Source organism: Burkholderia sola, assembly GCF_905400185.1.
In the GTDB taxonomy this organism is placed as follows: Bacteria; Pseudomonadota; Gammaproteobacteria; order Burkholderiales; family Burkholderiaceae; genus Burkholderia; species Burkholderia sola.
This window is the reverse complement of the sequence record NZ_FR989675.1, coordinates 2845859-2866383: the sequence shown is the minus strand read 5'-3', so window position 1 is coordinate 2866383 and position 20525 is coordinate 2845859. Positions and strand designations below refer to the sequence as shown.

At 66.4% G+C, this 20525-nt stretch carries 16 protein-coding genes; 8 read left to right on the top strand and 8 right to left on the bottom strand.

The genetic code is table 11. From position 1 onward, the window contains the following. Positions 1-45 precede the first annotated feature (45 nt). Positions 46-1437 carry a CoA transferase gene (locus KR541_RS13220; protein ID WP_050017086.1) on the top strand — a complete coding sequence of 464 codons (1392 nt, stop codon included), beginning with the start codon at positions 46-48 and terminating at the stop codon, positions 1435-1437. A gap of 21 nt (positions 1438-1458) precedes the next feature. Here the strand turns inward: KR541_RS13220 and KR541_RS13215 are convergent, their stop codons facing one another. Then, entirely contained in the window at positions 1459-2205 is a 747-nt protein-coding gene (locus tag KR541_RS13215) for a GntR family transcriptional regulator (protein ID WP_006489667.1), read from the bottom strand. A gap of 167 nt (positions 2206-2372) precedes the next feature. Here KR541_RS13215 and KR541_RS13210 point away from each other — a divergent pair, with 167 nt between their 5' ends. Together KR541_RS13210 and KR541_RS37030 are read left to right on the top strand one after the other, a co-directional pair. Continuing rightward, positions 2373-3218, top strand: a complete 846-nt coding sequence (locus KR541_RS13210; RefSeq protein ID WP_216089581.1) for an aldo/keto reductase — start codon at positions 2373-2375, stop codon at positions 3216-3218. 30 nt (positions 3219-3248) lie between these two features. Beyond that, positions 3249-4313 (top strand): hypothetical protein, encoded by a 1065-nt coding sequence (locus KR541_RS37030; protein WP_216092355.1) that lies wholly within the window; start codon positions 3249-3251, stop codon positions 4311-4313. Between the two features lie 717 nt (positions 4314-5030). On the opposite strand, the gene KR541_RS13200 is transcribed toward KR541_RS37030, so the two are convergent. From KR541_RS13200 to KR541_RS13180, 5 genes are all read right to left on the bottom strand, one after another. Beyond that, complete coding sequence (locus KR541_RS13200; protein ID WP_176016093.1) at positions 5031-6041, bottom strand: HoxN/HupN/NixA family nickel/cobalt transporter; 1011 nt, start codon at positions 6039-6041, stop codon at positions 5031-5033. A gap of 167 nt (positions 6042-6208) precedes the next feature. Beyond that, a complete protein-coding gene (gene fusA / locus KR541_RS13195; RefSeq protein ID WP_023477042.1) occupies positions 6209-8320 on the bottom strand; it encodes an elongation factor G in 2112 nt (703 codons plus the stop codon). Positions 8321-8568: 248 nt separating this feature from the next. Further along, a complete protein-coding gene (locus KR541_RS13190; protein WP_089488754.1) occupies positions 8569-9069 on the bottom strand; it encodes a DUF192 domain-containing protein in 501 nt (166 codons plus the stop codon). A gap of 160 nt (positions 9070-9229) precedes the next feature. Further along, positions 9230-9445 carry a hypothetical protein gene (locus KR541_RS13185; RefSeq protein ID WP_011352970.1) on the bottom strand — a complete coding sequence of 72 codons (216 nt, stop codon included), beginning with the start codon at positions 9443-9445 and terminating at the stop codon, positions 9230-9232. A 281-nt stretch (positions 9446-9726) separates the two neighbouring features. Then, positions 9727-10305, bottom strand: coding sequence for a pseudouridine synthase (locus KR541_RS13180; RefSeq protein ID WP_006490892.1), 579 nt, complete (start codon positions 10303-10305; stop codon positions 9727-9729). Positions 10306-10581: 276 nt separating this feature from the next. On the opposite strand from KR541_RS13180, the gene icd reads away from it, so the two are divergent. Further along, on the top strand, positions 10582-11838 hold the full coding sequence (gene icd, locus KR541_RS13175) for an NADP-dependent isocitrate dehydrogenase (RefSeq protein ID WP_039368210.1): 1257 nt from the start codon (positions 10582-10584) through the stop codon (positions 11836-11838). Between the two features lie 281 nt (positions 11839-12119). Next, positions 12120-14348 (top strand): NADP-dependent isocitrate dehydrogenase, encoded by a 2229-nt coding sequence (locus tag KR541_RS13170; protein WP_050017549.1) that lies wholly within the window; start codon positions 12120-12122, stop codon positions 14346-14348. A gap of 123 nt (positions 14349-14471) precedes the next feature. Here the strand turns inward: KR541_RS13170 and KR541_RS13165 are convergent, their stop codons facing one another. Continuing rightward, positions 14472-14696: a hypothetical protein gene (locus tag KR541_RS13165; protein ID WP_006478028.1), complete on the bottom strand. Its 225-nt coding sequence runs from the start codon at positions 14694-14696 to the stop codon at positions 14472-14474. 591 nt (positions 14697-15287) lie between these two features. Between KR541_RS13165 and KR541_RS13160 the strand changes: the two genes are divergently transcribed. Further along, the gene (locus KR541_RS13160) at positions 15288-16895 is read left to right on the top strand and encodes a multicopper oxidase family protein (protein ID WP_216089578.1); all 1608 of its coding nucleotides are present in this window, start codon (positions 15288-15290) and stop codon (positions 16893-16895) included. A 180-nt stretch (positions 16896-17075) separates the two neighbouring features. Here the strand turns inward: KR541_RS13160 and KR541_RS13155 are convergent, their stop codons facing one another. Next, the gene (locus KR541_RS13155) at positions 17076-17279 is read right to left on the bottom strand and encodes a cold-shock protein (RefSeq protein WP_006488945.1); all 204 of its coding nucleotides are present in this window, start codon (positions 17277-17279) and stop codon (positions 17076-17078) included. Positions 17280-17824: 545 nt separating this feature from the next. Between KR541_RS13155 and clpS the strand changes: the two genes are divergently transcribed. Together clpS and clpA are read left to right on the top strand one after the other, a co-directional pair. Further along, positions 17825-18139: an ATP-dependent Clp protease adapter ClpS gene (gene clpS, locus KR541_RS13150; RefSeq protein WP_006398529.1), complete on the top strand. Its 315-nt coding sequence runs from the start codon at positions 17825-17827 to the stop codon at positions 18137-18139. Then, on the top strand, positions 18136-20436 hold the full coding sequence (gene clpA, locus KR541_RS13145; RefSeq protein WP_050017548.1) for an ATP-dependent Clp protease ATP-binding subunit ClpA: 2301 nt from the start codon (positions 18136-18138) through the stop codon (positions 20434-20436). The genes clpS and clpA overlap by 4 nt, the downstream gene beginning before the upstream one ends. Positions 20437-20525: the final 89 nt, after the last annotated feature.

The window sequence follows — 20525 nt, the reverse complement described above, 5'->3', positions numbered from 1 at the left end:
CAATTCTAGACTCGATTCCGTCTCCTCAACGGCGTCTCCTCCACCATGACACCCGAATCCGCATTGGCGCATCTTTGGCAACTCGCACGTGGCGAGCGCGACGCGCTGGCCCGCACGACCGTGACGGGGCAGGACCCGACGCTGCCGTCGACGTTTCATGTCGGCACGCTCGCTGCCGCGACGATCGCCGCGGCCGGGCTCGCGGCAGCGGAATGCCATCGGCTGCGAACGGGCGTGGCGCAATCGGTCGACGTATCGGTGCGCGACGCGCTCGTGGCGTTCCGCAGCGAACGCTACCTGCGCGTGGACGACGGGCCGCCGCCGGAGCTGCGCCATCCGGTGACCGGCTTCTTCGAGACGGGTGACGGACGATGGATTCAGCTGCACGCGAATTTCCCGCATCATTTGCACGGCATTCTCGACGTGCTCGGCTGCGGCCCGCGGCCCGCCGACGTCGCCGCCGCGATCCATACGTGGGACGGCGAGGCGCTCGATACCGCGCTGGCCGACGCCGGCCTGTGCGCGGCATTGATCAGAACCCCTGATGAATGGGCGGCGCACGAGCAGGCGCACGCGATCGCGTCGCTGCCGCTGTTCGAGATCGAGCGGATCGGCGACGCACCGGCCGAGCCGATCGGCCGCGGCGAAGCCGGCCAGCCGCTGGCCGGTGTGCGCGTGCTCGATCTCACGCGCATCATCGCGGGGCCGGTCGCGGGCCGCACGCTGGCGTCCCACGGCGCGCAGACGCTGCTCGTCAACGGTCCGCACCTGCCGAACATCGCGCCGCTCGTGATCGACAACGGGCGTGGCAAGCGCTCGACGCGGATCGATCTGCGCGACGCGGCAGGCGTCGATACGCTGCGCGCGCTCGCGCGCGAGGCGGACGTGTTTCTGCAGTCGTACCGGCCCGGCGCGCTCGCGGCGCGCGGTTTCGCGCCGCAGGCATTGGCCGAACGGCGGCCCGGCATCGTCTACGTGTCGGTGTCGGCGTACGGGCATGCAGGGCCATGGGCGAAGCGGCGCGGGTTCGACAGCCTCGTGCAGTCGGCGAGCGGAATCGCATGGCAGGAGCAGCAGGCCGTGCAGGCGCGCGGGCCGCGCCATCTGCCGTGCCAGGCGCTCGATCATGCAACGGGGTATCTCGCGGCGTTCGGCGCGATGATCGCGCTCGCGCGGCGGGCGCGCGAAGGGGGAAGCTGGCACGTGCGGATGTCGCTCGCGCAGACGGGGCGCTGGCTGCAGTCGTTCGGCGCGGTGCCGGACGGGTTGCACGCGCCCGATCTCGCGTTGGCCGACGTGCGCGACCGGATCGACCGCATCGCGTCGCCGTTCGGCGTGCTCGACACCGTGCGGCCGGCCGAGCGACTGTCGGCGACGCCGCCGTCGTTCGCGCGGCCGCCCGTGCCGCTCGGCACCGACGACGCGCGCTGGCTGTGAGCGCCGGCGACGCGCGTCGCGTTACTTGCGCAGTTCGACGACGAAATCGTAGTAGTCGTTGCGGCAGTAGGTATCGGTCAGTTCGATCGCGCGCTGGTCGGACGTATAGCCGATCCGCGTGATCAGCAGCAGCGCGTCGTGCGGGGCGATGCCCATCTGCTCGGCGATCTCGTCGGTCGCGTTGACCGCGCGGAAATGCTGCAGCGCGCGCACGATCGGCGTGCCGCGCGCTTCGAGATAGCTGTACAGCGAGCCGACGATCGCCTGCGGATCGGGAATCAGCGTCGCGGGGAACGTCGAATTCTCGACGGCCATCACGATGCCGTCGGCGAGACGCAGACGTTTCAGGCGTGTTACCGATGCGGCCGGCGACAGCCCGAGCTGGATCACTTCGTCGCGGTTCGCGGGCTGAATTTCGCGCGCTAGCCACTGCGAGCTCGGCTTGAAGCCGCGGCGCTCGAGCATTTCGCTGAAGCTCGACAGCCGCGACAGCGGATCCTCGTAGCGCGGCTGGATGAAGTTGCCGGCGCCCTGCGTGCGACGGATCAGGCCTTGCTCGACGAGCAGCGCGATCGCCTTGCGCGCGGTGATGCGCGACACGCCGAGCGCTTCGGACAACACGCGCTCGGACGGCAGCGCCTCGCCGGCCGTCCAGCGGTTGTCGTGGATCGCATCGCCGAGCTTGCGGGCGAGCTGCAGGTAGAGCGGCGTATCGTTGTCGGGGTCGGGGCGCAGGTCCTGCCAGCGGTCGTCCGTGGGTGCCTTCATACAATGGGTATCGATCAGGTTGCGGCCATTCTAAGTCATCATGCCGCGCCGTTATAGCCGGTTTTTGCCGCGTAATAGGCCGGGGGCGCACCGATTGACTACACTGATGCGTCGTATCCGATGCTTCGGCCGCGGTGTGCGGCCACGAATCCGCCACGAGGAAACGCATGACAGACACGATCGCCACGGTCGTTTTGCCGAACGGCGAGACGATTCCGAAGCTGGGCCTGGGCACCTGGGAAATGGGGGAGCGGCCGGCGCGGCGCGCGGACGAGATCGCCGCGCTGCGCGAGGGCGTCGAGCTCGGAATGACGTTGGTCGATACCGCGGAGATGTACGGCGACGGCGCGACCGAGGAACTGGTCGGTGACGCGCTTGCGGGCCTGCGCGACGACGTGTTCCTCGTCAGCAAGGTCTATCCGCACCATGCGAGCCGGCGCGGCGTCGCCGCCGCGTGCGACGCGAGCCTCAAGCGCCTGCGTACCGATCGCCTCGACCTGTACCTGCTGCACTGGCGCGGTTCGGTGCCGCTCGCGGAAACGGTCGAGGGTTTCAACGCGTTGCAGCGTGCGGGCAAGATCCGGCACTGGGGCGTGAGCAACTTCGATACGGCCGACATGGCCGAACTCGTCGACGACGCGGGCGGCGGGGCGTGCGCCACCAACCAGATTCTCTACAACATCGCGCGACGCGGTCCGGAGTTCGACCTGCTGCCGTGGCTGGCCGATCGTCGGATCCCGACGATGGCGTACAGCCCGGTCGATCACGGGCGGCTGCCGAAACGCTCGCCGCTCGACGACATCGCGCGGCTGCGCGGCGTGTCGGTGACGCGCGTCGCACTGGCATGGGTGCTCGCGCAGCCGGGTGTATTCGCGATTCCGAAGGCGTCGCGGATCGAGCACGTGCGCGACAACCGCGCCGCGCTCGATGTCGTGTTCAGCGATGACGAGCGCGCGCAGCTTGACGCGTATTTCCGTCCGCCGCACAGCAAGCGCGCGCTCGAGATGCTCTGACCGACTTCAGCCGGGCAACGCTTCGGGTCAGTGGCGGCCGCCCGACGATCCGCCGTTGCCGGGACCGCCGCCGTTGCCGTTGCCGGCGCCACGGCCGTTGCCGACGCCGTTGGCCCCGCCGTTGCCGGCGCCGCCACTGCCATTGCCGTTACCGTTGCCGCCGCCATTGCCGTGGCCGCCGGTGCCGTTGGCGCCGCCGCTTCCGCCGCTCCCGCCGTTACCGTTTCCACCGCCATTGCCACCGGCGCCATTGCCGTTACCGCCGCCGTTGCCCGCGCCACCACCGCCGTTTCCGTGGCCACCTCCGCCGTTACCATGGCCGCCGCCGCCGCCGCCGCTGCCGCCGCTGCCGCCGCTGCCGCCGCTGCCGCTGCCGCTGCCGCTGCCGCCGCTGCCGCTGCCGCCGCCGCTGCCGCTGCCGCCGCTGCCGCCGCCGCTGCCGCCGCCGCTGCCGCCGCCGCCGCTGCCGCCGCTGCCGCCGCTGCCGCCGCTGCCACCGCCGCCACCGCCACCGCCACCGCCACCGCCACCGCCACCGCCACCGCCACCGCCACCGCCACCGCCACCGCCACCGCCGTTGCCGTGACCGCCGCCGCCACCATGACCACCGCCGTTGCCGTGACCGCCACCATCGCCATGGCCGCCGCCGTTGCCGTGACCGCCACCATCGCCATGGCCGCCGCCGTTGCCGTGACCGCCACCATCGCCATGGCCGCCGCCGTTGCCGTGACCACCGCCGTCACCATGGCCGCCGCCGTCGCCGTGACCACCGCCGTCACCATGGCCGCCACCGTCGCCGTGACCGCCACCGTCGCCATGACCGCCGCCATGACCGTGACCGCCGCCGTCACCATCGCCACCACCACCGTGGCCACCGCCACCGGAAGTGCCGCCACCGGAAGTGCCGCCACCGGAAGTGCCGCCACCGGAAGTGCCGCCACCGGAAGTGCCGCCACCCGAGGTGCCTCCACCCGAGGTACCGCCACCCGAGGTACCGCCACCCGAAGTGCCGCCACCGGAAGTGCCGCCACCCGAGGTGCCTCCACCCGAAGTCCCACCACCCGAAGTCCCACCACCCGAAGTCCCACCACCTGAACCACCGTTCCCGGACGCATTGCCTCCGCGGCCCGTGCCGTTCGTACTGCCGGAGGTTCCGCCTGTCGTTCCGCCGACACCCGCAGGTCCGACGGCGCCGTTCCCGTTGTTGCCGCCGCTACCGTTCCCATTCCCGGTGCCGCCGCCGTTTCCGTTTCCGCTGCCGCCCGCACCGGCGCCGCCATTACCGACGCCCCGGCCGGCATACACGTGTACCGCGCACGCAGCCGGATTGGCGGCGCACGGCGATGCGTTCTCGACGAGCGTCATGATGGTGTCCGCGCTGGCGTTCGCGTCGGGCGCGGCGTCAGGCGTCGTGTTCTGTGCGACCGCATACGAGCAGCAGCACGCGAACGCGGCCACGGCCAGCAAGGTTGCACGAGGGCGCCGTCCCGCCGCGCGGAACGGTTGTTTCGTTTTATGCATCATGGCCTCCCCATGCGCGCGATGCCTCGTAGCCGCGCGACGATTTACGTGTGGTGCAGGGGGGCGTAAAAGATTCGTAGTCCTATCGTCGGCCGATCGCCTTCTGGCCGACGCTGGACGTCAGCCGCGAACGCGGATCGGCACGCGGGCCCGCCGTGCGAATCTCACTCTGCGAGATTCGTGCCATCGGCCGCTCGGGCCCGTCGGTAAAGGCGGGCGCAGTCGCGTGACCGCGCATGCAACGTCGTAGGGGAGCGTTTTGTTTCCGGAATGAAACGTCGGAGGAGTCGTTCAGCGCGCCGGCGCGTCGGCCGCGCGTTGCCAGCGGTGGAACAGGATCGACGCGATCCAGCAGACGAGGAACAGCGCGACGATGCCGTAGCCGATCGAGCCGAAGCGTTCGCCGAGCGCGTCGAGCGTGTCGCGCACGGGGCCCGTCAGCGACAGCTTGTCGGCCAGCAGGCCGGCTGCCTCGATCCCGCCGATCGCCAGCGCGACGGCCGCCGAGACGAACGTGATGCTCGCGTTGTAGAGCAGCTTGCGCTGCGGATCGTCCATTGCCCAGCCGTATGCCTGAATCATCAGCACGTTGTCGGTCGAGTCGATCAGCGTCATGCCGGCGGTGAAAAGCGCGGGAAACAGCATGACCGTATAGACCGGCAGCCCCTGGCTCGCCTGCGCGGCGGCGATCGCGAGCAGGCCGATTTCGGTTGCAGTATCGAAACCGAGCCCGAACAGCACGCCGACCGGATACATGTGCCAGCTCTTCGACACGAACCGGAACAGCGGGCGCAGCAACCGCGATACGAGTCCGGCGGGACGATGCTCGTGCGCGCCGTCGTGCGTGTGCCCGGACGCGCCGCGATAGCGTCGCCACACGTCGCGCAGGATCATCAGGTTCACGCACGCGAGCACCAGCAGGAAGGTAGCCGATACCGCCGTGCCGATCGTGCCGCCGATCTCGCGGAATGCATCGAACCGGTCGCGCAGCGCGAACGCTGTCAGCGCGATACCGAGCGTCGCCGCGATCACGATCGTCGAATGACCGAGCGAAAAGAACAGGCCGACGCTCACCGGACGCTGGCCGTCCTGCATCAGCTTGCGCGTCGCGACGTCGATCGCGGCGATGTGATCCGCGTCGACCGCATGACGCAGCCCGAGCCCGTATGCGATCGCCGCGGTGCCGAGCAGCAGCGGATGGTCGTGCAGCACCGCGAGCGCCCACAGCCAGACGGCGACGTTCGCGGCGATCAGGCCGGCATAGAGGGTCAGCAGGCGGCGCAGGGCAGGGGTGGGCGGCATCGGGCGGGTTCCATCTGACGAAACGCCATCCATTGTGGCACGCGAAAAAAAGCGCGGCACGCCGATCGACAAGCCGCGAACGCGATGTGCGCCGGACGAAAAAAAGCCCGTCCGGAATGAACCGGACGGGCCTTGTGCGCATGCGCCGAAGCGCGAGCGAGCGGCGCTTACTTCACTTTCGCGTTGATCACGGCTTCCGACACGTTCGCCGGCGTTTCCGCGTAATGCTTGAACTCCATCGTGTATGTCGCGCGGCCCTGCGTGGCCGAACGCAGCGACGTCGAATAGCCGAACATTTCCGCGAGCGGCACCTCGGCGCGCACCAGCTTGCCGCCGCCGCCCGCGATGTCCTCCATCCCCTGCACGATGCCGCGCCGGCTCGACAGGTCGCCCATCACGTTGCCCATGAAGTCCTCGGGCGTCTCGACCTCGACGGCCATCATCGGCTCGAGCAGCACCGGCTTCGCCTTGCGCATCGCTTCCTTGAACGCCATCGAGCCGGCCATCCGGAACGCGTTTTCGTTCGAGTCGACGTCGTGGTACGAACCGAACGTCAGATGCACCTTCACGTCGACGACCGGGTAGCCCGCGAGCACGCCGCTCTTCAGCGTCTCGGTGATGCCCTTGTCGACGGCCGGGATGAACTCGCGCGGAATCACGCCGCCCTTGATCTCGTCGAGGAACTCATAGCCCTTGCCGGGGTTCGGCTCCAGCGTGATCACCGCATGGCCGTACTGGCCGCGCCCGCCCGACTGCTTGACGAACTTGCCTTCGACGTCGGCCGCCGTCGTGCGCACCGTTTCGCGATACGCGACCTGCGGCTTGCCGACCGTCGCCTCGACGCCGAACTCGCGCTTCATCCGGTCGACCAGGATTTCGAGGTGGAGCTCGCCCATCCCCGAAATGATGGTCTGGCCGGACTCTTCGTCGGTCTGCACGCGGAACGACGGATCCTCCTGCGCGAGACGGTTCAGCGCGAGGCCCATCTTTTCCTGGTCGGCCTTCGTTTTCGGCTCGACGGCCTGCGAGATCACCGGCTCCGGGAATTCCATCTTTTCCAGGATGATCGGCTTGGCCGGATCGCACAGCGTGTCGCCGGTGGTCGCTTCCTTCAGGCCGACGGCCGCCGCGATGTCGCCCGCGCGCACTTCCTTGATTTCCTTGCGCTCGTTCGCGTGCATCTGCAGGATCCGGCCGAGCCGTTCCTTCTTGTCCTTCGTCGCGTTGAGCACCGTGTCGCCAGACTCGACGACGCCCGAATACACGCGGAAGAAGATCAGCTGGCCGACGAACGGGTCGGTCATGATCTTGAACGCGAGCGACGAGAACGGCTCGTCGTCGCTCGGATGACGTTCCGCCGGCTTTTCCGGATCGGCGAAATCGTGACCGAGGATCGCGGGCACGTCGACCGGCGACGGCAGGTAGTCGATCACCGCGTCGAGCATCGCCTGCACGCCCTTGTTCTTGAACGCGCTGCCGCACAGCATCGGCACGATCTCGTTCGCGATCGTGCGCTGGCGCAGCGCGGCCTTGATCTCGTCCTCGGTCAGCGATTCATGGTCGTGCAGATACTTCTCGAGCAGTTCCTCGCTCGCTTCGGCCGCGGCCTCGACCATCTTCTCGCGCCACTCGTGCGCGAGCTCGACGAGGTTCGCGGGGATGTCCTCGTACGTGAACTTCACGCCCTGGCTTTCGTCGTCCCACACGATCGCCTTCATCTTCACGAGATCGACGACGCCCTGGAAATGGTCTTCCGCGCCGATCGGAATCTGGATCGGCACGGCGACGCCTTTCAGGCGCTCGCCGATCTGCTTCTGCACGCGGAAGAAGTCGGCGCCGATCCGGTCCATCTTGTTGACGAACGCGATGCGCGGCACCTTGTACTTGTTCGCCTGGCGCCACACGGTCTCGGATTGCGGCTGCACGCCGCCGACCGAGTCGTAGACCATGCACGCGCCGTCGAGCACGCGCATCGAGCGCTCGACTTCGATCGTGAAGTCGACGTGCCCGGGCGTATCGATGATGTTGATCCGGTGTTCCGGATAGTTGCCGGCCATGCCCTTCCAGAAGGCCGTGGTCGCGGCCGACGTGATCGTGATGCCGCGTTCCTGCTCCTGCTCCATCCAGTCCATCGTGGCCGCGCCGTCGTGCACTTCACCGATCTTGTGGCTCACGCCGGTGTAAAACAGGATGCGCTCGGTCGTCGTGGTCTTGCCGGCATCGATGTGAGCGCTGATCCCGATATTTCTATAGCGCTCGATGGGGGTTTTGCGGGGCACGTGAACCTCCTGGTGGTTCGGATCGTAAGCGGGCCGGCTGATTGGGTGCCGGCCCGGGCTGGAACTAGCGAGATTTAAAGGATAGCGCTTGTCCGTGGCTTTTGCAGATGCGGGCAGCGGGTGCCGAATCAAGGCGGGCGCCGCCGGCGGGCGAAAAAAAAGCCGGCGCCCGATAACAAACAAGGGGCGGCCGGCTTTTCGGTCGGAGCGCGGTGCGCGATGCAAGGCCGCCGCGCGGGCCGCTGCGGTTACTGGGCCCTCGGCAGGCCGTCGAGCTTCATGCCGGGCTTGATGCCTTTCGCGGCGAACCAGCCCTTGCTCATTTCCAGCGCATAGACGCCGTTGTTGCGCGGGCAGTGGTTGTCGGTGGTTTCCGCGCGCATCTCGTCGATGTCGGTGATCGTGCCGTCGGCGCGGATGAACGCGATCGACAGCGGAATCAGCGTGTTCTTCATCCAGAAGCAGTGCACGGCGTTCTCGTTGAAGACGAACAGCATGCCTTCGTTCGGCGCGAGCTGCGAACGGTACATCAGCCCCTGTTCGCGGTCGGCGTCGTTCGCGGCGACGGCCGCGTCGATCACGTACATGCCGGCGCGCAGCTTCACGCGTGGGAACTCGCCCGGCTGCTTGGCGCCGGGCGGCACTTGCGCGCCGGCGGCCTGCATGCCGAGCGCGAGGACGGCGAGCGCGGCGGGAAACACGGCGGCACGCGCAAGGCGGCCGAGCGACGGGCGCAGGGAGAAGTGCACAGCATGGCTCCTGTCTGGAAAACGAGACCCGCATGGTACGCGATGCGCGCCGGCGGGCACAAAAAAGAAAAAGGCAGATCGCCTTGCGGTGATCTGCCTTTCAACGCCGTAAGAACGGCAGGACTGCGTGTTCTTGACTGCGTTATTACAGCTTGCTTACTTAGTTCGAAGCAGCTGCCGGTGCTGCTGCGTCGCTTGCTGCAGCCTTCTTCGATGCCTTGTGGTGCTTCTTGGCAGCGTGGTGCTTCTTGGCAGCGTGCTTAGCCGGTGCCGAAGCAGCTTCTGCTGCTGCCGGAGCAGCTTCCGGAGCCGAAGCTTGTGCGAAAGCAGCCGTTGCGAAGAGGCCAGCGACCAGAGCGGCGATCAGTTTGTTCATGTTGTGTTCCTCAGCTTTAGTTAATTAACCAAATGACCCGGCAATAGGAGTCATGTCGTCTAACGGTGCCATCCACCTTTCGGTTGACAGACGCTTCGAGAAATTTCTCTTTGCGCTGCGGGCGCCGAATCGTATTCGAATAAAACGTCGCTTTCGTGACGCAAACACGGGTTCGGCTGCCAATGCCGGATAGCTAAGGTTGGCATCTGCGTGATTTAACGCGCGATCTGCGCGGGTGGTTGACGAAAAAGATGACGAAAAATTCGCGCGTCCCGGATTCGTCATCCGGCCGGCGCGAAACCGTCCCACGGCGCGCGCGGCGGCAGCGCGATTGTTTCGCCCGGCGCAATGCCGAGCGCGAATATATCGAGCGCGCCGATGCCGACGCGCACCAGACGCAACGTCGGGAAGCCGACGGCCGCCGTCATCCGGCGTACCTGCCGGTTCTTGCCCTCGGTGATCGCCAGTTCGATCCACGTGGTCGGGATCGCGGCGCGGTAGCGGATCGGCGGATTGCGCGGCCACAGCGTGTCGGGCGGCTCGATGAATTCGGCGCGGCACGGGCGCGTCACGTAGTCGCCGAGGTCGACGCCGCGTGCGAGCGCCTTCAGGTCGGCCGGCCCCGGCGCGCCGTCGACCTGCGCCCAGTAGCGCTTCACCAGCTTGTGGCGCGGCTCCGCGATGCGGGCCTGCAGCGCGCCGTCGTCGGTGAGCAGCAGCAGCCCCTCGCTGTCCGCGTCGAGCCGGCCGGCCGCATACACGCCGGGCGTTTTTACCCAGTCGCCGAGCGACGGTCGCGTCTCGTGCGCGGAAAACTGGCAAATCGTGCCGAACGGCTTGTTGAGGGCGATCAGGTTCATGGCGGGGCGCCCGCCCGGCGCCCCGCGGGAAGCGGGGGCGGGCGGTCTATGGCAAATGGCGGAATCTTAATGCATAATACGGAACGGCAAGTCCTCTGTCTTATATAAGACATAAGTGAGGTCTTGATACGCAGTGCCGCGGTTCGCGCCGAAGTGCCCGGTTGGGGCGCTAGAATAGCGGCTCGCTGTTGTCGTCACGGGGTGGCCATGCCTCGCCCCGCCGCGCGCGCAGCTTCGACCAGCATCACCTGCTCAGCCACGTCACTGGAGTCGATCATGCCGTATCAGCACATCAAGGTTCCGGAGGGCGGTGACAAGATCACCGTCAACAAGGACTTCTCGCTCAACGTTTCCGATCAGCCGATCATTCCCTATATCGAAGGCGACGGTACGGGCTTCGATATCACGCCGGTCATGATCAAGGTCGTCGACGCGGCGGTCGCGCATGCGTACAAGGGCCAGCGCAAGATCCACTGGATGGAGATCTTCGCGGGCGAGAAGGCGACCAAGGTGTACGGTCCGGACGTGTGGCTGCCGGACGAAACGCTGCAGGTGCTGAAGGAATACGTGGTGTCGATCAAGGGGCCGCTCACGACCCCGGTCGGCGGCGGCATCCGTTCGCTGAACGTCGCGCTGCGCCAGGAGCTCGACCTGTACGTGTGCCTGCGCCCGGTCCAGTACTTCAAGGGCGTGCCGTCGCCGGTGCGCGAACCGCAGAAGATCGACATGGTGATCTTCCGCGAGAATTCGGAAGACATCTACGCGGGCATCGAATGGGCCGCGGGCTCCGAGCAGGCGAAGAAGGTGATCAAGTTCCTGCAGGACGAGATGGGCGTGAAGAAGATCCGCTTCCCGGAAACGTCCGGGATCGGCGTCAAGCCCGTGTCGACCGAAGGCACCGAGCGTCTCGTGCGCAAGGCGATCCAGTATGCGATCGACAACGATCGCAAGTCGGTCACGCTGGTGCACAAGGGCAACATCATGAAGTTCACGGAAGGCCTGTTCCGTGACGCCGGCTACGCGCTCGCGCAGAAGGAATTCGGCGGCGAGTTGATCGACGGCGGCCCGTGGATGCGCGTGAAGAACCCGAAGACGGGCAACGAGATCGTGATCAAGGATTCGATCGCCGACGCGTTCCTGCAGCAGATCCTGCTGCGCCCGGCCGAATACGACGTGATCGCGACGCTGAACCTGAACGGCGACTACATCTCCGACGCGCTGGCCGCGCAGGTCGGCGGCATCGGGATCGCGCCGGGCGCGAACCTGTCGGATTCGGTCGCGATGTTCGAGGCGACGCACGGCACGGCGCCGAAGTACGCGGGCAAGGATTACGTGAACCCGGGTTCCGAGATCCTGTCGGCGGAAATGATGCTGCGCCACCTCGGCTGGACGGAAGCAGCCGACACGATCATCGCCGCGATGGAGAAGTCGATCCTGCAGAAGCGCGTCACGTACGACTTCGCGCGCCTGATGGAAGGCGCGACGCAGGTGTCGTGCTCCGGCTTCGGCGAAGTGCTGATCGAGAACATGTAAGACCCCTTCCGGGGTGGGCCGGCAGGTTGCCGGCCGCCCCGGCGCTGACTGCCGGCGCCGGAGCGTTTCGTGGATGGCAGGTTTGTTGGCAGGGTGGCCCGGCATGCGGGCCGCGGCGCCGCGAGGCGGCCGCATGCCCTGCAAGGTAGAACATGACGGCCCTCGCAACACCACCGCCCGGCTGAGCCGGCGCGCCCCTTTCGCGATCGACCCGGTCGCTTCCCGCCGGTTACCGCCGGCGCTCCTCAGTCCCATCATCACGTAGCAATGCTTTGACCACCATGTCCACTTCGCCCAAGATCATCTACACCCTCACCGACGAAGCGCCGGCGCTCGCGACCTATTCGCTGCTGCCGATCGTCAAGGCCTTCACGCGTTCGTCGGGCGTCGCCGTCGAAACGCGCGACATCTCGCTCGCCGGCCGCATCATCGCGGCATTCGCAGACGTCCTGCCGTCGGAGCAGAAGGGTTCCGACGATCTGGCCGAACTGGGCCAGCTCACGCTGAAGCCGGAAGCGAACATCATCAAGCTGCCGAACATCAGCGCATCGGTGCCGCAGTTGAAGGCCGCGATCGCCGAACTGCAGGCGCAGGGCTACGCGCTGCCGGCCTATCCGGAAGATCCGTCGACGGACGAAGAGAAGGCCGTCAAGGCGCGCTACGACAAGATCAAGGGCAGCGCGGTGAACCCGGTGCTGCGCGAAGGCAACTCCGACCGCCGCGCGCCGCTGTCGGTCAAGAACTACGCACGCAAGCATCCGCACAAGATGGGCGCGTGGAAGGCCACGTCGAAGGCCCATGTCGCGCACATGACCGAAGGCGATTTCTACGGCAGCGAGAAGTCGGCGCTGATCGCCGATGCCGGCAGCGTGAAGATCGAACTGACGACGACCGACGGCGCGAAGAAGGTGCTGAAGGAAAAGACGGCCGTGAAGGCCGGTGAAGTGATCGACGCGTCGGTGATGAGCCGCAACGCGCTGCGCCGCTTCATCGAAGCGCAGATCGCCGACGCGAAGGCGCAGGACGTGCTGTTCTCGGTGCACCTGAAGGCGACCATGATGAAGGTCTCGGACCCGATCCTGTTCGGTCACTTCGTGTCGGTGTTCTACCGCGACGCGCTCGCGAAGCACGCGGACGTGCTGGCGAAGGTCGGCTTCAACCCGAACAACGGGATCGGCGACCTGTACGCGCGCCTGAAGGACCTGCCGGCCGACACGCGCGAAGCGATCGAAGCCGACGTCAAGGCCGAGTACGCGGTGCGCCCGCGCCTCGCGATGGTCAACTCGGACAAGGGCATCACGAACCTGCACGTGCCGAGCGACGTGATCGTCGACGCATCGATGCCGGCGATGATCCGCGATTCGGGCGGCATGTGGGGCCCGGACGGCCAGCTGTACGACGCGAAGGCGGTGATTCCGGACCGCTGCTACGCGGGCGTCTACCAGGCCGTGATCGAGGACTGCAAGCAGCACGGCGCGTTCGATCCGGTCACGATGGGCAGCGTGCCGAACGTCGGCCTGATGGCGCAGGCGGCCGAGGAATACGGTTCGCACGACAAGACGTTCCAGATCCCGGCGGACGGCGTCGTGCGCGTCACCGACGAAGCCGGCAACGTGCTGCTCGAGCACGCGGTCGAGGCGGGCGACATCTGGCGCATGTGCCAGACGAAGGACGCGCCGGTGCAGGACTGGGTCAAGCTCGCGGTCAACCGCGCCCGTGCGACCGGCGCGCCGGCCGTGTTCTGGCTCGATCCGGCGCGCGCGCACGATGCGCAGATCATCGCGAAGGTCGAACGCTACCTGAAGGATCACGACACGAACGGCCTCGACATCCGCATCATGACGCCGGAAGACGCGACCCGCTTCTCGCTCGAGCGCATCCGCGCGGGCAAGGACACGATCTCGGTCACCGGCAACGTGCTGCGCGACTACCTGACCGACCTGTTCCCGATCATGGAACTCGGCACCAGCGCGAAGATGCTGTCGATCGTGCCGCTGATGGCCGGCGGCGGGATGTTCGAAACGGGTGCGGGCGGCTCCGCGCCGAAGCACGTGCAGCAGTTCGTCGAGGAAGGCTTCCTGCGCTGGGATTCGCTCGGCGAATTCCTCGCACTGGCCGCGTCGCTCGAGCACCTCGGCAACGCGTACCAGAACCCGAAGGCGCTCGTGCTCGCGAAGACGCTCGACCAGGCGACCGGCAAGTTCCTGGACGAGAACAAGTCGCCGGCGCGCAAGGTCGGCGGCCTCGACAACCGCGGCAGCCACTTCTACCTGTGCCTGTACTGGGCGCAGGCGCTGGCCGAGCAGACCGAGGACGCCGCGCTGAAGGCACAGTTCGAGGGCGTGGCGAAGGCGCTGTCCGACAGCGAAGCGCGCATCCTGGAGGAACTGGCGGCCGCGCAAGGCAAGCCGCAGGCGATCGGCGGCTACTACCGTCCGAACGTCGATCTGACGAGCCAGGCCATGCGCCCGAGCGCGACGCTGAACGGCATCGTCGACGCGGTCGCCTGACCCCGGGCGCGCACTCGCGCGAGCCGATGTGTGTGTCGACGCGGCGCGGTGAGCCGTTCGCCGCCCGACACCCAATAAAAACGCCCCGGTCGCCCGGGGCGTTTTTCGTTGCAGGCGTGCCATTCAGACGTGAACGATTTCCCATTCGGCGATTTCGTCCGGCACTTCGAGCGTGGCCGTGTCCAGTTCGGACGGCTGCGCGCAGTCGCCGCGGGAGATGCGGTCGGCTGCGACTTCGGGGCACGAGAACGCACCGAGCGAAGCGTTGCCGAACGTCGCTTCCCAGCCGCCGTTTGCCGGCAGGATGTAGAACGACCCGAGCGCTGAACCAAAGCGAAATCCCTTCATTTCCGTTCTCCCTTTCTGATCACAAGCGATTCTGTTGTGCCGCCTGCCGGATCGACCGGCCGTGGCCCGACTGACTGCTTTGCGCCGGGTTCCGTGTCGAACGTCGTGGCGTAGCGTCAGTGCATGGAACAAAGTCTACGTCCGCGACTCGCCCGGATGGTGCATGTAGAACGGCTTCTCGAAACAAAAATTCTCTTTTAAAAACAAATAATTATTGAAATCGTTTTGTATGGCGGAACGTTTTTCGGCATCGCGAAACGGGAAATTTGTGCCCTGCACCACGAATTTTTATAACGCAGGGACTTGTTCCGCATCGTGAAAAATTGACGGGTTGACGGATCGTCGATGCAGCGGATGGGGGGGACGTGGGGGCGGGCGCAACGCGCAAAGGGACGGCAGATGAGCAGCGATGGCTGCCGAAGCGTCGTTTGGCGATGCTGATCGTCGCGCCGCATCCGGCGCGGTAGCGATGCTTGCTGCGGCGTATCGCCGCCCGCCCGGCGGCAGCGCTTTTCGATCCGGCCCTGCGGTTATGATGACGTGACCGCCGCGGCTGTCGCGCGGCGCTGTATGAACGACGAGGATCGATTGATGAGACGGAGAACCTTCCTGTCGCGCACCATCGGTGTCGCGGCCGCATCGCTGTTCGCGCGCACCGCATGGGCGCAGCATGCCGGTCACGCGGGCATGGCCGGCATGGATTCGATGGACGACATGCCGGGCATGTCGGGTATGTCAGGGATGTCGGCGCACGCGCAGCACGGCAAGCTCGCACCGGGCGCGCTCGCGGCCGCCGACGCGCTGCCGGCCGGCGCGCCGCTCGCGACGTTGCGCACGCTCGCCAACGAAAGCCGCGAGCCCGGCACGTTCCGGGCCACGCTGGTTGCTCAACCGGTGGCGCGACCGCTGCTGCGCGGCGCGCGGCCGACCGCGTTCTGGCAGTTCGGCGTGGGCACGCAAGGGCCCGTTGTCGGCCCGCTGATCGACGTGCGCGAGGGCGATACGGTCGAGATCAGGTTCGTCAACAAGCTGCCGCAGCCGTCGACGATCCACTGGCACGGCCTGCCGGTGCCGCCCGACCAGGACGGCAACCCGTCCGATCCCGTCGCGCCCGGCGCGTCGCGCGTGTATCGCTTCACGCTGCCGAAGGGCAGCGCCGGCACCTACTGGTACCACCCGCATCCGCACATGATGACCGCCGAGCAGGTGTTCCGCGGGCTGGCCGGCCCGTTCGTCGTGCGCGCCGCGGACGATCCGCTCGCCGGCTGGCCCGAGCGCCACCTGTTCGTGTCGGACCTGAAGCTTGCACGCGACGGCACGATTGCGCCGAACGACATGATGGACTGGATGAACGGCCGTGAAGGCCAGTTCGTGCTGGTCAATGGCGCGCGCCGGCCGCGCATCGATGTCGCGGGCGACGAACGCTGGCGGGTCTGGAACGCGTGCAGCGCACGCTACCTGCGCATCGCGTTCGACGACGGCCGCGCGTTCGAGCACGTGGGCACCGACGGCGGATTGTTCGATGCGCCGCGGCGCGTGACGTCGCTGCTGATTGCGCCGGGCGAGCGCGCGGAGCTGCTGGTCCGCGCCGGCGACCGTGCGTCGCGCGCGGTGCTGCAGGCGGCCGAGTACGACCGCCGCAAGATGGCGATGTCGCACGACGACGGTCACGGCAGCCTGCCGCCCGACCCGGCGCTGGCGCTGGCCGACGTCGCGTTCGCGCCCGCCGCGGCCCGCGCGCTGCCTGCCACGCTGCGCGCGGTGCGGCCGCTGGGCGAACCGGCCGCGCACAAGACGGTTGCGTTCGGCGAGGAAATGGACATGGACGCGATGATGAAGGGCGGCGCGCACGGCCGCCCGGCGGGCATGCGCTTCACGATCAACGGCGACACCTACGCGCCGCACCGCGCGACGCTGACGAGCCGCCGCGGCGACGTCGAGCGCTGGGAGATCCGCAATACGACGGACATGGATCACCCGTTCCATTTGCACGGCACGCAGTTCCAGGTGATCGAGCGGGCGTCGGGTGGTTCACGCACGAGCGAGCCGTTCCGCGCATGGCGCGATACGGTGAACGTGCGCAGCGGCGAAACCGTGTCGATTCTCGTCACGCAAGACATGCCGGGCGAGCGCATGTTTCACTGCCATATTCTCGAACACGAGGATCTCGGCATGATGGGTACGCTGAAGGTCGTGTAACTAAGCCGCGAATGTGTTTCACGCGCGGATTCGTTATCCGATCTGCATGCGCGACGAGACAATATGCGTTCAACGGTCGGGATTGAACGAAAAGGCCGGCCAATCGATTATCGACGGGCCGGCCTCAAAAAAAGAAACCCGGCGCAATGCGCCGGGTTTCTTCGTCAGATATCCGATGCCTTATACGGCCTGGATGTTCGACGCTTGCTTGCCCTTCGGCCCTTGGACGACGTCAAAGCTCACCTTCTGGCCTTCCTTCAGCGTCTTGAAGCCATTCATGGTGATAGCCGAGAAGTGCGCAAACAGATCCTCACCGCCCTCGTCGGGAGTGATGAAACCGAAGCCCTTCGCGTCGTTGAACCATTTAACGATACCAGTTGCCATTTCCTACTTCCCCTGTCACACAGTCGCTGCTACTTACCACGAGCACGCTCGAAAAGCTAAACGACCGGAAAATGCAGCCGTTCCCCCCTCACAAGCTCACCTCGGCCCCTTTCGTTTCGCCAACCGGCGAATTGAAAAAAGTGCCAGCTTGATTGTTGGCGCTCTTTATTGGAGTGTCAAGTGGAATTTTTAGACGTTTAGAGGGTCGTTGTAAAGAACCCATTTTCAGGGTTTTTCCGGCTTTGCCTGGCTGCATGCGGCCAAGCGCGAGGGCTTGAAAAGCCGCATAATCGGCTCATATACCAGGCTCGAGTGACACGCGTTCGAGTCGTCCCGGCTTGTGGGATACTGGATGCGGACACGACGTTCCGGTGCGATTCCCCCTGACGGTTCGTGTTCCGCGCCACGCGTGAAAGCCGGCACCGCAGCCGGCTTTCGTATGGCGCGAAGGCGATCGCGTGTTCCGGGATACCGGGGAGGGCGCCGGCCGGTCGGTCGGGTAATGGCAGGATTGCGGGCCTGTCCGAGTTGTTTAGAATGGGTGTATGGCGATTATCCCGGACAAGCAGGACAGTACCGTCCTGGAACGCAAGCAGCAGAAGCTGAAGCCGCCTTCGATGTACAAGGTGGTGCTGCTGAACGACGACTTCACCCCGATGGAGTTCGTCGTGATGGTGGTCCAGGAGTATTTCAAGAAGGATCGCGAGACGGCCACGCAGATCATGCTGAAGGTCCATCGCGAAGGACGAGGGGTATGTGGGGTCTATACGCGGGACATCGCGTCGACCAAGGTTGAGCAAGTCGTTACCCATGCGCGGCAGGCAGGGCATCCGCTGCAGTGCGTGATGGAGGAAGCATGATTGCCCAGGAATTGGAAGTCAGCCTGCACATGGCGTTCATGGAAGCACGCCAGGCGCGCCATGAGTTCATTACGGTCGAGCATCTGCTGCTGGCCCTGCTGGATAATCCGACGGCGGCCGAGGTGTTGCGCGCGTGCGCGGCAAACATCGAGGACCTGCGTCAGAACCTGCGCAATTTCATCCACGACAACACACCTACCGTCCCGGGCACCGACGATGTCGATACCCAGCCGACGCTCGGTTTCCAGCGCGTGATCCAGCGCGCGATCATGCACGTCCAGTCGACGTCGAACGGCAAGAAGGAAGTGACGGGCGCGAACGTGCTGGTCGCGATCTTCGGCGAGAAGGATTCGCATGCCGTGTACTACCTGCAGCAGCAGGGCGTCACGCGCCTCGACGTGGTGAACTTCATTTCGCACGGCATCGCGAAGACGAACAGCGGCGAAGCCGCGAAGTCGACCGACGCGAACGCGGAAAGCGAAGACGCGAACGCGCAGAAGGAAACGCCGCTCGCGCAGTTCACGCAGAACCTGAACCAGATGGCGAAGGACGGCCGCATCGATCCGCTGATCGGCCGCGAGCCCGAGGTCGAGCGCGTCGTGCAGGTGCTGTGCCGCCGCCGCAAGAACAATCCGCTGCTCGTCGGCGAAGCCGGTGTCGGCAAGACCGCGATCGCCGAAGGGCTCGCGTATCGGATCACGCGCGGCGAAGTGCCGGACATCCTCGCGAACGCGCAGGTGTACTCGCTCGACATGGGCGCGCTGCTGGCGGGCACCAAGTACCGCGGCGATTTCGAGCAGCGTCTGAAGACGGTGCTGAAGGAGCTCAAGGAGCGTCCGCACGCGATCCTGTTCATCGACGAAATCCATACGCTGATCGGCGCGGGCGCCGCGTCGGGCGGCACGCTCGATGCGTCGAACCTGCTGAAGCCGGCGTTGTCGTCGGGCACGCTCAAGTGCATCGGCGCAACCACGTTCACCGAGTATCGCGGCATCTTCGAGAAGGATGCGGCGCTGTCGCGGCGCTTCCAGAAGGTCGACGTGACGGAGCCGAGCGTCGAGCAGACGGTCGCGATCCTGCGCGGGCTGAAGTCGCGCTTCGAGGAGCACCACGGCGTCAAGTATTCGTCGGGTGCGCTGTCGGCCGCGGCCGAGCTGTCGGCGCGCTTCATCACCGACCGTCACCTGCCGGACAAGGCGATCGACGTGATCGACGAGGCGGGCGCCGCGCAGCGCATCCTGCCGAAGTCGAAGCAGAAGAAGACGATCGGCAAGGGCGAGATCGAGGAAATCATCTCGAAGATCGCGCGCGTGCCGGCGCAAAGCGTTTCGCAGGACGATCGCAGCAAGCTGCAGACGCTCGACCGCGACCTGAAGAGCGTCGTGTTCGGCCAGGATCCGGCGATCGACGCGCTCGCGGCGTCGATCAAGATGGCGCGCGCGGGCCTCGGCAAGATGGACAAGCCGATCGGCGCGTTCCTGTTCTCCGGCCCGACGGGCGTCGGCAAGACCGAAGTGGCGCGCCAGCTGGCGTTCACGCTCGGCATCGAGCTGATCCGCTTCGACATGTCGGAATACATGGAACGTCACGCGGTGAGCCGGTTGATCGGCGCGCCGCCGGGCTACGTCGGGTTCGACCAGGGCGGCCTGCTGACCGAAGCCGTCACGAAGAAGCCGCATTGCGTGCTGCTGCTCGACGAAATCGAGAAGGCGCATCCGGACATCTTCAACGTGCTGCTGCAGGTGATGGACCACGGCACGCTGACGGACAACAACGGCCGCAAGGCGGATTTCCGCAACGTCATCATCATCATGACGACGAACGCGGGCGCCGAGTCGATGCAGAAGGCGACGATCGGCTTCACGACGCGCCGCGAAACCGGCGACGAGATGACCGACATCAAGCGCCTGTTCACGCCGGAGTTCCGCAACCGGCTGGATGCGATCATCAGCTTCCGCTCGCTCGATGAGGAAATCATCATGCGCGTGGTCGACAAGTTCCTGATCCAGCTCGAGGAACAGCTGCACGAGAAGAAGGTCGACGCGCTCTTCACCGACGCGTTGCGCAAGCATCTCGCGAAGCACGGCTTCGACCCGCTGATGGGCGCGCGGCCGATGCAGCGGCTGATCCAGGACACGATCCGGCGTGCACTGGCCGACGAGCTGCTGTTCGGCAAGCTTCTCAACGGCGGTCATGTGACGGTCGACGTCGACGAAAACGACAAGGTGCAGTTGTCGTTCGACAAGCTGGCGAATCCGCCGCACAAGCCGAACGAAGAGACGGTCGAAGTCGAGTAAGCGATAATTCGTTGTTCATGCGAACGGCGCGGGAAGTTCTCCGCGCCGTTTCGTTTTATCCGGCGCCGGCGGCGCGATGGTGGGGCAGG